At 31.0% G+C, this 16417-nt stretch carries 13 protein-coding genes; 9 read left to right on the forward strand and 4 right to left on the reverse strand.

The window, feature by feature from the left end; translation table 11 throughout:
* Nucleotides 1-5: 5 nt before the first annotated feature.
* Together TCEL_RS03175 and TCEL_RS03180 are read right to left on the reverse strand one after the other, a co-directional pair.
* Nucleotides 6-788: a response regulator transcription factor gene (locus TCEL_RS03175; protein ID WP_018661056.1), complete on the reverse strand. Its 783-nt coding sequence runs from the start codon at nucleotides 786-788 to the stop codon at nucleotides 6-8.
* A 1-nt stretch (nucleotide 789) separates the two neighbouring features.
* Complete coding sequence (locus tag TCEL_RS03180; protein ID WP_018661058.1) at nucleotides 790-2487, reverse strand: sensor histidine kinase; 1698 nt, start codon at nucleotides 2485-2487, stop codon at nucleotides 790-792.
* Between the two features lie 151 nt (nucleotides 2488-2638).
* Here TCEL_RS03180 and TCEL_RS03185 point away from each other — a divergent pair, with 151 nt between their 5' ends.
* The 9 genes from TCEL_RS03185 to TCEL_RS13150 all read left to right on the forward strand — a co-directional run bounded on the left by TCEL_RS03185 (nucleotide 2639) and on the right by TCEL_RS13150 (nucleotide 12460).
* Nucleotides 2639-3136: a DUF8052 family protein gene (locus TCEL_RS03185; RefSeq protein ID WP_018661061.1), complete on the forward strand. Its 498-nt coding sequence runs from the start codon at nucleotides 2639-2641 to the stop codon at nucleotides 3134-3136.
* Between the two features lie 20 nt (nucleotides 3137-3156).
* Nucleotides 3157-4797 carry a carbon starvation CstA family protein gene (locus tag TCEL_RS03190; RefSeq protein ID WP_018661063.1) on the forward strand — a complete coding sequence of 547 codons (1641 nt, stop codon included), beginning with the start codon at nucleotides 3157-3159 and terminating at the stop codon, nucleotides 4795-4797.
* Between the two features lie 217 nt (nucleotides 4798-5014).
* Nucleotides 5015-6361: a phosphoglucosamine mutase gene (gene glmM, locus TCEL_RS03195; protein WP_018661064.1), complete on the forward strand. Its 1347-nt coding sequence runs from the start codon at nucleotides 5015-5017 to the stop codon at nucleotides 6359-6361.
* 312 nt (nucleotides 6362-6673) lie between these two features.
* Entirely contained in the window at nucleotides 6674-8503 is a 1830-nt protein-coding gene (glmS, locus tag TCEL_RS03200; protein WP_018661066.1) for a glutamine--fructose-6-phosphate transaminase (isomerizing), read from the forward strand.
* 148 nt (nucleotides 8504-8651) lie between these two features.
* Nucleotides 8652-9074, forward strand: a complete 423-nt coding sequence (locus TCEL_RS03205) for an NUDIX hydrolase (protein WP_018661068.1) — start codon at nucleotides 8652-8654, stop codon at nucleotides 9072-9074.
* 43 nt (nucleotides 9075-9117) lie between these two features.
* Entirely contained in the window at nucleotides 9118-9597 is a 480-nt protein-coding gene (locus tag TCEL_RS03210) for a hypothetical protein (protein ID WP_018661070.1), read from the forward strand.
* A gap of 116 nt (nucleotides 9598-9713) precedes the next feature.
* A complete protein-coding gene (locus TCEL_RS03215; RefSeq protein ID WP_018661072.1) occupies nucleotides 9714-10718 on the forward strand; it encodes a permease in 1005 nt (334 codons plus the stop codon).
* Between the two features lie 193 nt (nucleotides 10719-10911).
* Nucleotides 10912-11652: a CapA family protein gene (locus TCEL_RS03220; RefSeq protein ID WP_423219075.1), complete on the forward strand. Its 741-nt coding sequence runs from the start codon at nucleotides 10912-10914 to the stop codon at nucleotides 11650-11652.
* Between the two features lie 106 nt (nucleotides 11653-11758).
* Nucleotides 11759-12460, forward strand: coding sequence for a CapA family protein (locus TCEL_RS13150; RefSeq protein WP_242823448.1), 702 nt, complete (start codon nucleotides 11759-11761; stop codon nucleotides 12458-12460).
* Nucleotides 12461-12531: 71 nt separating this feature from the next.
* On the opposite strand, the gene TCEL_RS03230 is transcribed toward TCEL_RS13150, so the two are convergent.
* Entirely contained in the window at nucleotides 12532-14316 is a 1785-nt protein-coding gene (locus TCEL_RS03230) for an ABC transporter ATP-binding protein (protein WP_018661077.1), read from the reverse strand.
* A gap of 12 nt (nucleotides 14317-14328) precedes the next feature.
* Nucleotides 14329-16092 (reverse strand): ABC transporter ATP-binding protein, encoded by a 1764-nt coding sequence (locus tag TCEL_RS03235; protein WP_018661079.1) that lies wholly within the window; start codon nucleotides 16090-16092, stop codon nucleotides 14329-14331.
* Between the last annotated feature and the right edge of the window lie 325 nt (nucleotides 16093-16417).

The raw sequence follows: 16417 nt of genomic DNA on the forward strand, positions 1-16417 counted from the left end.
TAGATTTACCTACTATACAGCTTTTTATCTTCCTGTTTTAAAAACTCTGTGGGAGAAATATTTAGATACTTTTTAAATGTGTTGAAAAAATTTTTATAATCTCCAAAACCAACTAATTCCGATATTTCGTATACTCTGTATTTACCAGATAATAATAGGTCTATTGATTTTTTAATTCTATATTGATTTAATATGTCCATAAATGTTTGGGAGGTTATTGATTTAAATTTTCTACTTAGATAGCTTGGGCTTACTCCCAACATTTCGGATATACTTTCAAGAGAAATTTTTTTACTGTAGTTGTTTTTTATTTCTAATAATGCTTGATTTACATAGTAATTATCTTTGCTATTTATTATGTATGAATCAATATCAATTATATTTTGATTATTTGATATTAACTTATTTTTAATCCTATCTTTTATTTCCTGTTTAACATTATTTATGGTTTTAATAAGTTCATCTTCATCAATAGGTTTTAATATATATTCATATACTTTAAGGCTAATTGCTTGTTTAGCATATTCAAATTCTGAATAACTAGTTAGAATTATACTATAAAAAGAGACATGCTTTAAAGCTTCTTTTAACATTTCAATTCCATCCATTACAGGCATTTTTATATCTGTAATAACTATATCAGGTTTATGTTCTTTAATTAAATTTAATCCTTCAAGTCCATTTGATGCTGTTCCTACAACAGTACAATCCAAAGAAAGCCAATCTATAGTAAAAACAAGTCCATTTCGTATAATTTCTTCATCTTCTACTATAACTATTTTAAACATATTAACACTCCTTTTTAAAATTTAAAGGCAATTTTATAAAAACTTCAGTGCCAACATTTTCTTTACTTTTAATTTTAATTCCATATTCATCTCCATACAAAAGTTGAATTCTTCTGTGTACATTATAAATACCTAAATGATTTGATTTGTTTTGGTTATTTTTTAATATTTCATTTATTTCTTCTAATTTACTTTGGTTTATACCTATACCGTTATCTTTTATGGATATATTTAAGTTATTGTTTTTATTTTCTATGCAAATATCAATATTCAGTTTATTATCACCTTTATATCCGTGTTCAACACAGTTTTCTATTATAGGTTGAAATATAAGCTTTGGAACCAAGCAATTAATTAGATGGTTGTCCACTTTTATATCATATTCAAATTTTTCTTTAAAACGAGTCTTTATTATTTCAAGATAAGATTTAGTGTAATTTAGTTCATCTTCTATACTTACTTCAGAATAATTATTATCAATACTATACCTTAAAAGCTTTGAAAGGTTTATAATCATTTTTGTTGCATCTTGAGGATTTATTTTGATCATATATTTAATCACCTCAAGTGTATTAAAAAGAAAGTGAGGATTAAATTGCGATTCTAGTTGTTTAATTTCAGATATTATACTGTGCTTTGCTTCTTCTTTATTTAATTCAATTAAGTTTTTTATGTCATCTAGCATTTTATTGTAAGCATCAGATATTATTTTAAATTCAATGTTAGTTTTTATATTAAGTCTTGTATTCAGATCCCCATTTTGAACGTTTTCGAGAGCCTTTAGTATCTTATCTAAATCTCTTGTTTTGTTTTTAGATACTTTAGATGATGAATACATTAAAAATGCTATTAAAATAATTATAAATGTAATGAGAAGTATACCTATTATTTTAAAGATGGTTATCATATTACCTAAAGAATTGATTGTGTATATATTGAATATGCCATTATAACTGTTACTTTTAGTTATAAAGTAATAACATTTAAAATATTTTATAAACCCAGCATTATCCTTTATAAAATTTTCTAGCTTACCTTGTCTTGTTATAGGTAATGTACTTGTTGTAAAAAGTACATTTTCATATCTATCAGTTAATACTGTTATTAATGAATAATCGGAAAGATAGTGCTTAATAAGAGAATCTGCGTATATGTCAAATGTCAAGTATCCAATTACTGTATTATTTTCTTTTATTTTTGCTCCATATGTTATTGTATTTTCAAGATTAGTTGAATCTAAGTTGCACTCTACTAAATGATCTTCCTTTGAGGTTTCTAAACGAGACAAAATTCCAAGATTATACTTATTTTTTTCAGCATATAGAGGTGTTTTATTTGTGTTTGATATAATTATATTTTTATCTTTATCAAATACATAAAAGTATGTTTTTACACCTGTTGAATTTATATAGTTATAAAGTAATTGACATGTTTCTACGTCAGTTTGTTTAGATTTTATAGTACTAATTATTGAGCTGTTTTTAGATAGATCATTTAATATTGTTTCATAGTTTTTGAAATATTCATTTAATGAATCTTGCAAATGTCTATTTTGATTTTGGTTGTATGAAGATGTATTATGCATAAAAATATAAACTGATATCATGTAAGATGAAAAAGCAAGTATTACAATTGGTATTATTGTGTAAAACATAAAAGTTCTTTTTATATCATATTTAAATGTGTTTTTATGTTGCAAATTCATCCCCCCATAAATGATTATACCATTAAAAACAAAAATGACATAATGTTTTATTAAATGTTAATTTTCAGAAAAAAGAAATAAATTTCTGAAGGAAGTCATAAAGTTCTGTAGAAGATAATATATAAAAAATAAGGAGGGGGTTTTTTTGAACAAAAATGAGTATATTAAAATGTTAGCTCAAAAGTTTGAAAAATATTTTGATATAGAGTTTGATAAAAACATTTTAAACTTAAAATTAGACTTGTTTGCTAAACACTATAGTTTAAATGGTAGAACATTTTTGACAAAAAAAGATGTAATAGATGAATTTGAAAATTATGAGTATGTATTTTTAAAACACTATAATTATATTGATGTACATGCAATTAATGAATTTATAGATTTTTTAAAGAAAGTATCCGAAGAAGTTGTTAACCCTACAAAAAATCATATGTCTACATACATAAATGGAGTTGTACTATTTGATTCAATTGATGAAGGGGTAAAGGATGTAATTAAAAGATTTAAAAATTCCAAGACATTCTTATTTGGGCTTAGGGGATGGTTTGATACAAGACTTTTGGCAGTTGATTTAAATGGACAAGACATTATTTGTAATAGGGAGGGTAAACGGGTTAAAAAGGTGTATCAAATTACACCTTAAAATAAAAAAGGAGGGGTTTTATGAGTTCTTTATGGCTTATCTTTATTGGCATCATTGTTTTTCTAGTAGCTTACGTTTCGTATGGAGCTTATCTTGCAAAACAGTGGGGAATTGACCCAAAGAGACCTACACCATCCCACACAAACTTTGACAACGTGGATTATGTTCCAACCAATTCAAAGGTACTTTTAGGTCACCACTTTGCATCAATTGCAGGTGCAGGACCAATTGCAGGACCAATTCAAGCGTCAATATTTGGATGGCTCCCAGTATTTTTATGGATTGTAATAGGAAGCATTTTCTTTGGTGCAGTTCACGACTTTGGTTCACTTCTTGCATCAATAAGACATGGAGGAAAGTCAATCGGAGAAATAATTGAGGTAAACGTAGGTAAAAAGGGTAAAAAGTTGTTTAATACATTTGCTTGGTTAACATTAATTCTTGTTGTTGCTGCATTTACAGATATAGTTGCATCAGCCTTTGCTTATAATCCTGAGGTTAAGGGATTCCAAGCAGGACCAGCTGCAGGAACTGCTTCAGTTTTATTTATATTCTTAGCTGTTTTATTTGGCTTTATGGTTTATAGAAAGGGATATAACTTAGCTGTTTCAACAGTTGTAGGTGTAATACTAATTTTCCTTGCAATATATATTGGATATAAATTCCCATTCATTGCACTTAGTAAAAAAGCATGGTACGTTATATTATTAATTTATATATTCCTTGCATCAACACTTCCAGTATGGTTACTACTTCAACCAAGAGATTATCTAAATTCCTTCCTACTATATGCAATGTTAATTGGAGGCTTCCTTGGAATTCTAGTTATGAGACCTACATTACAACTTGCAGCATTTAAGGGATTTACTGTAACAACTAAGGCAGGAGCACAATACCTATTCCCAATACTATTTGTTACAGTTGCATGTGGTGCAATTTCTGGATTCCACTCACTTGTAAGTTCAGGTACATCTGCAAAGCAAATAGATAAGGAGAGCGATGCACAGCTTGTAGGATATGGTGCAATGCTTATTGAGGGCTTCCTTGCTATTATTGCATTAATATCAGTTGCATATGTTGCAAAGGCAGAGGGAGCACCAGCAGCAGTTTTTGCTTCAGGTGTTGCAACATTTATGTCTAAAATAGGAATACCATTTGAAGTGGGTAAGGTATTTATAACTCTTGCATTTACAGCATTTGCATTAACAAGCCTAGATACAGCAACAAGACTTGGAAGATATATTTTCCAAGAATATGTTGAAACAGTATGGGGTAAAGAATCTAAACTTAACAATATGTATGTATCAACTTTAATTACAGTAGTTATTTCAGCATTACTATTGATGTATGGTTATCAAAAGATATGGCCAATATTTGGAACAGCAAACCAATTACTTTCAGCTCTAGCACTCTTAGCTGTTACTGCATGGCTTGCTAGAAATAATAAGAAGAATATAATGACTATAGTTCCCATGGTATTTATGTTTGCGGTAACACTTACAGCACTTGTTATATTATCACTAAACTTCCTAAAGGCAAAGAACTATGTTCTACTTGTAATAGCAATTCTTCTATTTATATTTGCTATAGAGTTAATTGTTGAGACATATAAAGTTTTATCTAGTTCAAAGGCTTCAAAGGGAACAGATGTTAAAGCATAAGCTTAAATTATAGTAGCTCTGATTTAAAAAAGCCCCATGAAGTGATTCTTAGATGGTCTATGAAATAATACCTAAGATATCCTTCATGGGGCTAATCTATATTAGTTATTGTAAAAGTTTTACTTAAGTAGAACTTAATAAATTTCCTCTTTAACATTTGATAATTCTATGTTATCATAGATTAGGTTGTAATTACATAATGGTTGGGAGGATAATCATGGGAAGAATGTTTGGAACAGATGGAGTAAGAGGTATTGCAAATACAGAACTTACTGCAGAACTTGCATATAAATTAGGAAGAGCTGGTGCATATGTCTTAACAGAAGGAGCTCATAAGCCTACAATAGTAGTTGGTAAGGATACAAGAATATCAGGTGATATGCTTGAGAGTGCACTAGTTGCAGGTATTATGTCTGTTGGTGCACACGCTATTTGTGTTGGTGTCGTTCCAACTCCAGCAGTTGCATATTTAACAAGAAAGCTTGGAGCAGATGCAGGTGTTGTAATTTCAGCATCCCATAATCCAGTTGAGTATAATGGAATAAAGTTCTTTAATAAGGATGGGTATAAGCTACCAGATGAAGTAGAGGATAGAATAGAAGAGGTTATAAAAAATGGATTAGCAGAAGTCCCATCACCAATAGGTGAAGATTTAGGTGTAAGAGAACATAGAGGGGATGCAGTTGAACTTTATGCAGAATTTCTAAAAGAAGTTGCAGGAACAAGATTAGATGGTATGAAGATTGCACTTGACTGTGCAGAAGGAGCATCCTACTATATAGCACCAAAGGTATTTAGAGAGCTTGGAGCAGAAGTACATGTAATCCATAACAATCCTAATGGAAAGAATATAAATAAAAACTGTGGTTCAACACATATGGATGAATTAAGAGAATTTACAGTAAAGATGGGTTGTGATTTAGGTCTTGCATTTGATGGAGATGCAGATAGATGCCTTGCTGTTGATGAGAAGGGTAACATTGTAAATGGTGACTTCATAATGACAATACTTGCAAGTGAAATGAAAAAGCAGGGTAAACTAGATAAGGATACTTTAGTTGTTACTGTAATGAGCAATATGGGATTAGATATTGCTTGCAAAAAGGAAGGTATAAATACAGTAAAGACTAAGGTTGGAGATAGATATGTTCTAGAAGAGATGATTAAGGGTGGATATAAGATAGGTGGAGAGCAATCAGGACATATAATATTCCTTGACCATAACACAACAGGAGATGGATTAATTACAGCACTTAAGGTTGCAATAACCCTTAAAAATAGTGGTAAGAGGATGTCAGAGCTTGCTTCAATTATGAAGGAGCTTCCACAGGTTTTAGTTAATGCTAAGGTAACAAATGAAAAGAAATATGCATATACTGAAGATGAGGTTATTGTTTCAGAAATTCAAAAGGTAGAAAAGGCACTAGAGGGAAGAGGAAGGGTACTAATTAGACCTTCAGGTACAGAACCTCTTGTTAGAGTAATGCTTGAGGGAGAAAATCAAGAAGAAATAAATGATATGGCAACAAGACTTGCAAAGCTAATTGAAGAAAGAAGTAAATAATTTGTTAATTTAATAAAATAATATTATACAAGAAGATAAATTTTTGTATAATTAAAATAAACTGCCTCTTTTGAGGCAGTTTTTGAAATCTTTAAAGGAGGTGAGGTAAAAGATAGGTAGGCTGTTAGTTAGAATAACAAAAATAAAAGCGCCGGGACTTACCAATGGTAAGTTGACGAGGACAGGGTTTATCGAGTAATCGGCGGATGCCCTGCGGCTGACCACCGAAAGCGGCCAGACAAAACCTAAAAGCGATTTTAGGGACAAAGGGGCCAGGTCAAAGACAAAATAAATTAGGAAGGAGACATTAATATGTGTGGAATAGTAGGATATATTGGTAAAAGACAGGCGGCGCCACTCTTAGTAGAGTGTTTATCAAAGCTTGAATATAGAGGATATGACTCCGCAGGAGTTGCTATAATAAATGAAAAGGGTATAAACATCGAAAAGTGCAAGGGTAGACTTAAGAATCTTGAAGAAAAACTAAACCAAAGTCCAATTGAAGGTACTATGGGTATTGGACACACAAGATGGGCTACACATGGAGAACCATCAGATGTAAACTCACACCCACATTACAATAAGGACATGACAATAAGCGTAGTTCACAATGGTATAATTGAAAACTACCTTGAACTTAGAGAATGGCTTCAAACTTTAGGATATGAATTTAAATCAGAAACAGATACAGAAGTTGTGCCACATCTTATAGACTACTTCTATGAAGGAGATATAGTAAAGGCTGTAATGAAGGCACTAGATAAAATAGAAGGTTCCTATGCACTAGGAGTTGTATGTAGCCATGAACCTGATAAGATGGTGGCAGTTAGAAAGGACAGCCCACTTATAGTAGGTCTTGGAGAGGGAGAAAACTTTATAGCTTCAGATATACCAGCAATACTTGCATATACAAGAGATGTTTATCTATTAAATGATAAGGAAATAGTTGTTTTAACTAGAGATAAAGTTGAAATAATGACAAAGGAAGGTCTTCCAGTTCAAAAGGAAGTATTCCATGTAACTTGGGATGCTGAAGCGGCTGAAAAGGGTGGATATGAACACTTTATGATTAAGGAAATCCACGAACAGCCAAAGGCAATAAGAGATACTCTAACAAGAAGAATAGTTGCAGATTCAGATGAAATAGTTTTAGATGACATTAAGCTTACAGCAGAAGACCTAAAGAATATAGACAAGATTTACATTGTGGCTTGTGGTACAGCATACCATGCAGGATTAGTTGGAAAATATGTTATTGAAAAGCTTGCAAGAATTCCAGTTGAAGTTGATATTGCTTCAGAGTTTAGATATAGAGATCCAATTATAAACGAAAGAACTTTAATGATGGTAATTTCACAATCAGGTGAAACTGCCGATACTTTAGCAGCATTAAGAGAAGCTAAAAACAGAGGAGCAAGAGTAATAGCTATAACAAATGTTGTAGGAAGCTCAGTTGCAAGAGAAGCAGACGATATACTATATACTTGGGCAGGACCAGAAATTGCAGTTGCTTCAACTAAGGCATATGTAACTCAGCTTATTGCAATCTATATAGTTGCACTATACCTTGCAAGATTAAATGGCAAGATGACAGTAGAGGAGTATAGAGTAATAAGAGATGAACTATTAAAGCTTCCTGAAAAGGCAGAAGAAGTTCTAAACAGAAAAGAAGAAATCCAAAAGTTTGCTGCAAAGAATTATGGTCATAAGGACATCTTCTACCTTGGACGTGGACTTGACTTTGCAGTAGCATTAGAAGGAGCACTTAAGATAAAGGAAATATCATATATCCATGCAGAGGCTTATGCTGCAGGTGAATTAAAGCACGGACCAATAGCTCTAATTGACAAGGGAGTTCCTGTTATCGCACTTGCAACACAGGAAGATCTATTTGAAAAGATGGTAAGCAATATTAAGGAAGTAGTAACAAGAGGGGCAAAGGTTTTAGGTGTTGCATTTGATGGACATGAAGATATAGAAAAGGTAGTTGACCAAACTGTTTATATTCCAAAGACACTACCACTACTTGCACCAGTTCTATCAGTAATTCCTCTACAACTACTATCATATTACACAGCAGTTGAAAGAGGTTGTGATGTTGATAAGCCAAGAAACCTAGCAAAATCAGTTACAGTTGAGTAATGAAAAACTCACACTTAGATTTATCCTAAGTGTGAGTTTTATTTTAAGAGAAGATTTTGAAATAATCTTTAATTAATTAAGGTATAAATTTTAATTTTATAACTATTATGGTAAAATTATCTTTAGTATTAAAAATGGGGGGATAAATATGAATATAACCTTTTTTGATTTAGGAAGTATAAGTGATGATGATTTTGATTATGTATTTATATTTGCTCTTTACGATAATAAATGGGTATTTGTACGTGAGAAGGGGAAGGATACATGGGAGATGCCTGTAGGACATAAGGAGAAGAATGAAAATGTTTATGAGGCAGCAGCTAGAGAACTGTTTGAAGAAACAGGTGCAATAGGTTTTAATCTTGAAGCTATTTGTGATTATTCAGTTACAATAGAGGATAGAACTACATATGGAAGATTGTTTTATGCAGATATTAAGGAATTAGGAAAACTACCTGAGAGTGAAATAGAAGAAGTAAAATTATTTACAAAGGCTCCAGATAATTTGACCTATCCTAAGGTGCATAATGTGTTATTTGAAAGATTGATGGAATATTTATCCAAAAGATAGGCATAATATATATTGTTATACTATTTGTTATTTGGAGGTCAAAATGAAGTATATTAAAAGCTATTTTACAACACTTTTTATATTGATTATATTAATCTTCACAGTAGGCTGCAGAGGGACAGAATATCAAAAATCCATATATTATGATGATAAAAAAATAGCATCTGAGGGGGATAGCTATACATTTTTAGTAAGAAATGGAGTAGTTGAGGATAATAAGACAAGCATAAAATTTTCAAGCTTCACAGGTATGGAGACAATTTATATTATTGAAGCTGCTAGTAACTCAAAGCTAAAGATAGATTTTAATTCAAAGGTTTCAAAGGGTAAATTTAAGGTAGTTTTTATAGATACAAATAATAAAATAACTAAAATATTGGAAGGAACTCAAGAGGGAAGTATGGAACTAGATTTGCTTAAGGGTAGAAGCAGAATAAAGCTGGTTGGTAAAGATACAGGTGGAGAAGTTAGAATTGTATTATATCCTTCTAATAATATAGAGATAATGGAGAAAAACCAATAAGATGGGCCAAAACCCATCTTTTTTATATTAATATATAACTAATAGCTGTTGACATTGTATAGTAAAAGGTATAATATAAGTATATAATTAAATTCTTAAATAAAGGAGGCATAAATATGTTTATATTTAGTTGGCTAAATGACCAACTTCTTAAAATGAAGTGGTTGTCTGATTTAGTTAAAGCATTTGTTGAAAATGTATTAAGATTAAATGTAAATACAAGAGTTGGTGGAAGTATACATTTCTTTATATATGACACAATAAAGATATTTATACTTCTATCTGTATTAATATTTCTTATTTCATACATTCAAAGCTATTTCCCACCAGAGAGAACCAAAAAGATACTGGGCAAAATAAAGGGGATAAAGGGAAATATACTTGGTGCGCTACTTGGAACTGTAACTCCCTTCTGTAGCTGTTCAAGTATTCCAATATTTATTGGTTTTACTTCAGCAGGACTTCCAATAGGGGTAACCTTTTCATTCCTAATATCATCACCATTGGTTGACCTTGCATCCTTTTTACTGCTAATGTCCTTCTTTGGACTTAAAATTGCTCTTGCATATGTTGTTGTTGGTTTAATACTTGCTGTAATAGGAGGTACTTTAATAGATAAGCTTGGACTTGAAAAATATGTTGAAGGCTATGTAAAAGAGATTGAGAATGTAGATGTAGAAGTGCCAGAGATGACAAGAAAAGATAGAATAGATTATGCAAAGGGACAGGTTAGAGACATTATAAAAAGAGTATGGATTTACATCTTAATAGGTGTAGGTATTGGTGCAACAATACACAACTGGATACCACAAAATGTTATAGAAAATGTTGTGGGAGGTAAAAATCCTTTCTCAGTTGTACTTGCAACAATAGTTGGAATACCGATGTATGCAGATATATTTGGAACACTACCAATAGCAGAGGCTCTATTCTTAAAGGGAGTAGGAATTGGTACAATATTATCCTTTATGATGGCAGTAACAGCCCTATCACTTCCTTCAATGATAATGCTAAGTAAAGTAGTAAAGCCAAAGCTATTATCAATATTTGTTGCAATAGTTTCAATTGGAATACTAATAATCGGATATTTATTTAATGCAGTGTCATATTTATTTGTTTAATATAAATCCCATATGAATTTTAAAGTTCATATGGGATTATTTTTATTAGTATCAATTTCTAATAGAAAAAATAAAATACAATAATTTGAATTTATATCGAATATATATTAAAATAGTATGGAAATTAGGTGAAGGGAGTGGTGTGATGAAAAAGGTTTTAAGGACTTTAGTAATTTTTTTAATCACTTTATCTATGACAAGTACAAGCATAGTTAAAGCTGAAGGTGAAACAAGTGTAAGCGATGTAAATACTCAACAATTAAGCACTCAGGCTCAAAGCAACATAATAGACATTACAATTTCTGCAGCAGGTGACTGTACATTAGGGTATGATGTAAATTTTGGTTATACAAATTCCTTTAATGATGAATTTTTTAAACAAAATAAAGACTATACATATTTCTTTAAAAATGTAAAGGACATATTCAGTAGAGATGATTTAACTATAGTAAACTTTGAAGGAACACTTACAAACGAAACAAAAATGGCAAATAAAAAGTTTAGATTTAAGGGGTTGCCTGAGTTTACAAATATTTTAAAGGCTGGTAGCATAGAGGCTGTTAATCTTGCAAATAACCATACATACGATTATTTAGTTAAGGGATATAAAGACACAATAAACTATTTAGGAAAAAGTGGAATAATATATTTTGGTAGAGAACATAGGAGAATAGTTGAAATAAAGGGAATAAAGGTTGGATTGTTAGGATATGAAGGTTGGAGTAATACCAAGGCATTAAGAAACAGAATAAAGAGTGATATAAAATACCTAAAATCAAAGGGAGCAAAACTTGTTATAGTTAGCTTCCACTGGGGAGAGGAGAGAAAATATTTTGCCAATGCAACTCAGAAAGGCCTAGCTAGGTTTACAATAGATTCAGGGGCAGATCTAATACTAGGACATCATCCACATGTAATTCNGCCTTGGAAATAACATAACAACTGGTCTGATCGCTGGTAAAATAAATGGTGAAGATGCAAAACCATTTACAAGAATTCTAACAGTTAAGGATCAATATGGAAATGATTATATACCAACAATTAATGATGATAATAAAGAAGTTACTGTATCAACTTCAGGTGTAGAAGGATTAAAAGCTGAATTAAAATATTATAAACTAAATAATAACCATACATACGATTATTTAGTTAAGGGATATAAAGACACAATAAACTATTTAGGAAAAAGTGGAATAATATATTTTGGTAGAGAACATAGGAGAATAGTTGAAATAAAGGGAATAAAGGTTGGATTGTTAGGATATGAAGGTTGGAGTAATACCAAGGCATTAAGAAACAGAATAAAGAGTGATATAAAATACCTAAAATCAAAGGGAGCAAAACTTGTTATAGTTAGCTTCCACTGGGGAGAGGAGAGAAAATATTTTGCCAATGCAACTCAGAAAGGCCTAGCTAGGTTTACAATAGATTCAGGGGCAGATCTAATACTAGGACATCATCCACATGTAATTCAGGGTGTAGAAAATTATAAGGGTAAAATGATAATATATAGTCTTGGAAACTTCTGCTTTGGAGGAAACAAAAATCCTCAAGATAAGGATACATTTATATTTAAGCAGACATTTAAATTTAAAGATGGTAAATTGATTGATAATAAAAACTATGAAATAATACCATGTTCAGTTTCGTCAGTAACAAATCGAAACAACTATCAACCAACTCCTCTTAAAGATAAAGATGCAAAGAGAGTTCTAGACAGAATAAAAAGCTATAGTAGGTGATAAATAATTTTAAGCACCAATGGGAGCACTTTAGACTCCTTATTGGTGCTTAATTTTATGATTTATTTTCTTTAACCAAATATATTCTTTTCTTGCTCAAGTAGATACTGATTTGTGTACAACCTATAATAATATCCCCTCTTTTTCATAAGTTCTTTGTGGCTACCATCTTCGATTATTTTTCCATCCTTTATAACAAGTATTCTGTCAGCTGATTTTATTGTAGAGAGTCTATGGGCAATTATAAAGCTTGTTCTTCCCTTTAAAACCTTTGCTATTGCCTGTTGAATTAGGTGTTCAGTTTCAGTATCTACAGAGGATGTTGCTTCGTCCAATATAAATATGCTAGGATTTGCAACAATTGCTCTTGCAATTGATATAAGCTGCCTTTGACCAACGGAAAGTTTAGCTCCACCTTCACCAACTTCGGTGTCATACCCCTTTTCTAGTGACATTATAAAATCATGTGCGTTTGCAAGTTTTGCAGCCTCAATAATCTCTTCAATACTTGCATCTAAATTAGCGTATTGAATATTTTCCTTTATAGTTCCACTAAAAAGGTGTGGCGTTTGAAGTACATATCCAAGGCTTGAATGTAGAAGGGATAGTGGTATTGATCTATAATCTACTCCATCTATATAAATTGTTCCCTTTGTTGGTTCATAAAACCTGCATAAAAGATTAACAATGGTACTCTTTCCAGAACCAGTTTCTCCAACAAGAGCAATGCTTTGACCCGCCTTAACCTTTAGGTTAAAATTCTCAAGTACGTTTTTCCCATCCTCATATGAAAAACATACATCTTTAAACTCAATATCTCCCTTTATTTTTTTAATTTTTGATTTCTCACCAGTATCCTTTATTTCAACCTCAGCATCTATTAATGATATAACCCTTTCTGCAGCTGTTTGAGCAGATATAAATTCAGCCATGACTCTAGCAAGTTCTCTAACAGGATCAAAGAACTGAATGGAATAGGAGATAAATGCAGCTAAAGTACCAAAACTAATCTTTTCAAGAATAACACCCTTTCCTCCAAAGTTAAGTGCAAGGGCTGTGCCAATGCTTCCAAGGGTCATAACAAGAGGCATATATATGGAGGATAATACAGCTGCTCTTACAGAGGATGAAAACATACTATTTGTCAAATTCTTAAATTCATATATATTTTTATCTTCAATGTTTAATATTTTTGATGTCTTTGCTCCCATGATTCCTTCATTAAAGGCTCCTGTAATTTGTGAATTTATCCTTCTTACCTTTCTGTATTCAAATAAAATTTTATTTTGAAAATACAGGCTCAATATAACAAGAAATGGGACAACACTTAATGTAATTATTGCAAGCTTGACATTTAGTATAAACATGTAAACTACAATAGAGCCCATTATAGCAATTCCCCAAATAAAATCAACAATACCCCAAGCCAAAGTGTCTCCAATTCTTGAAACATCTGATGTAAGCCTTGCCATAATCCATCCAACTGGCGTTTTATCATAGAAGGAAAATGAGAGTTTCTGTAGCTTATTAAAGGCACTTTTCCTTATATCATAGCAAAGTCCCATATCTATTTTTCCAGCAAGAGCAATAAGCCACCATACATTAAATACCTGAAGAACAATAAAGGCTATATAAATTAAAATGAATTTCCAAAATCCATTTAGTGAACCTTTTTTTACATAGTTATCAATGGCATATTTATTTAAGAAAGGAAAAGTCGCATCAATTATTCCAACTCCTATCATAACAAAAACCAAAACAACTACAGAATTTCTATACCTTTTTAAGAAATCAAACAATCTCTTCCAAAGGTGTAGATCGAAATTCTTTTTAAACTCCTGTTCTTTAATCTCCATAAAATCACCACCTTATTCTTCATCAAGCTGACTTTGAATATCCCATAGCCTTTTGTAGAAACCACCTTTATTTATAAGTTCATCATGACTTCCCATTTCAACAATTCTACCCTTATCAAGTACAATTATTCTGTCGCATTCGTGGGCTGTTGTAAGTCTGTGGGTTATTATGATTGTTGTTATATCTTTACTCCTTTCTTTAAGCCTTGTTTTTATATGCTGTTCAGTTTCCGTATCAACAGCACTTAATGAATCATCAAAAATTAAAATTTTATAGTTTTTAAGTACACACCTTGCGATTGCAACCCTTTGCTTTTGCCCTCCAGATAGGGTAACCCCCTTTTCACCAACCTGTGTTTCATACCCCTTTTCAAAGGACAAAATTGTATCGTGTATATCTGCAATTCTACTTGCTTCATATATTTTCTCTTCATCTACACCTTTTTCAGCAATTGAAATGTTTTCTTTTATGGTCTTAGAAAATAGAAAGCAATCCTGTGGAACAAGCCCTATATTTTGCCTTAAAAAGTTTTTATTGATCTTTTTTAGCTCAACTCCATCAATCTTAATAGAGCCTCTATTATAGTCATAAAGTCTTAAAAGTAAATAAGCCAATGTGGATTTACCTGAACCTGTAGGTCCTATTATTGCTACTGTTTCTCCCTTTTTTATATTAAATGTTATATTCTTTAAAACTTCCTTTCCATCCTTATATGAAAAGGATAGATTTTTAAACTCAATATTACCTTCAATTTTTGGTTTTTCTCCAAAGTTGCAATCCTCAAGAGGCGTTTTTAATATTTCATTTATACGTTCAATTGCAACAAAACTTTTACCCATATCAGATAAAATTCTTCCAAGCTGTCTTACTGGCCAAAGAAGCATAGAAATATAGCTAATAAAAATTATAAGTGTTCCTAATGTGATTACTCCCTTTGATGCAAGATTAACGCCATATATTACAACTAAGAAGGTTTGAAGCATACACATAGCATCTGAGGAGGACCAAAAATAGGCAAATGTTTTCATAAGTTTTAAAAGATGATCTCTATATGTTCTATTTTTTTCTTCGAATTTTTCTATTTCATATTCTTCTCTATTAAATGCTTTAACAACTCTGATACCAGTTAAGTTTTCCTGAAGGACTGCAGACATTTCACCTTCTGCCTCATCACAAAGCTGAAATTGTTTTCTAACTTTTTTAAAGAATATATAAGATGCAGCAAATATTAATGGAAGTAGAGAAATTGAAACAAGAGCATATTTAACGTTGTAGTAAAACATTATGGATAATATAAATATAACCATAAATACTGTTCTTCCAATTTCTACAAATTGAACAGCCAAAAAGCTCTTTATGGTTTCAATATCTGAAGTACACCTTTGAATTAAATCTCCAGTTTTAACTTCAACATGAAAATCATAGTATACCCTTTGAAGATGGCTATAGAGATTATCTCTTAAATTTTTAGCAACAGCTTCAGCAGACTCATTTGCCCATTTTCCCTTTATATACATAAAAAGTCCATTTAATGCTGTTACAAGAACAATCAAAAGGGCAACTATATAAATATTTTGTCTTAAATAATTCCTATCTCCAAGAGAATTAAAAAGATAAAGTATATATTTTTCTTCAATTGCTTTATTCCCAATAATTGAGTCAATACTTGTTTTGATAATTATAGGAATAAGAACAGACAAAAGAGATGAAAGGATAATTGATATACTTGCAAATATATATTTTATTCTATATCCCTTCATGAATTTAAAAAACATATAATCACCTCCAAGCAAATAAAAAAGGCCATAGGTACTAAACCTATGACCATACTTACACAAGGATAATATATTAATCGGACGTATTAAGGTCAGGTTGTACCATAGATACAATACTATTTAATTTGATTAGAAAATATTTCTTATTAAGCATTAGTACAACCTCCCTTCCTAAAATTAGAATAATATTACATTTCATTACTACTATAACATACCTTAAATTACAAATCAAGAAAATTTTGAAAATAACAATTTAGAATGGAACAAATATTTTATTCTATTTTTTAAAAATAGGGAAAAATAAGTTTAAAAAATATGAGGGAGT

It is taken from the genome of Thermobrachium celere DSM 8682 (genome assembly GCF_000430995.1).
Lineage (GTDB): Bacteria > Bacillota > Clostridia > Clostridiales > Caloramatoraceae > Thermobrachium > Thermobrachium celere.

Coding starts and splice junctions, on each gene's coding strand:
- TCEL_RS03235 (WP_018661079.1), bottom strand. CDS start 16,092: ATGTTTTTTAAATTCATGAAGGGATATAGAATAAAATATATATTTGCA.
- TCEL_RS03230 (WP_018661077.1), bottom strand. CDS start 14,316: ATGGAGATTAAAGAACAGGAGTTTAAAAAGAATTTCGATCTACACCTT.
- glmS (WP_018661066.1), top strand. CDS start 6,674: ATGTGTGGAATAGTAGGATATATTGGTAAAAGACAGGCGGCGCCACTC.
- TCEL_RS03210 (WP_018661070.1), top strand. CDS start 9,118: ATGAAGTATATTAAAAGCTATTTTACAACACTTTTTATATTGATTATA.
- TCEL_RS03205 (WP_018661068.1), top strand. CDS start 8,652: ATGAATATAACCTTTTTTGATTTAGGAAGTATAAGTGATGATGATTTT.
- TCEL_RS03190 (WP_018661063.1), top strand. CDS start 3,157: ATGAGTTCTTTATGGCTTATCTTTATTGGCATCATTGTTTTTCTAGTA.
- TCEL_RS03175 (WP_018661056.1), bottom strand. CDS start 788: ATGTTTAAAATAGTTATAGTAGAAGATGAAGAAATTATACGAAATGGA.
- glmM (WP_018661064.1), top strand. CDS start 5,015: ATGGGAAGAATGTTTGGAACAGATGGAGTAAGAGGTATTGCAAATACA.
- TCEL_RS03215 (WP_018661072.1), top strand. CDS start 9,714: ATGTTTATATTTAGTTGGCTAAATGACCAACTTCTTAAAATGAAGTGG.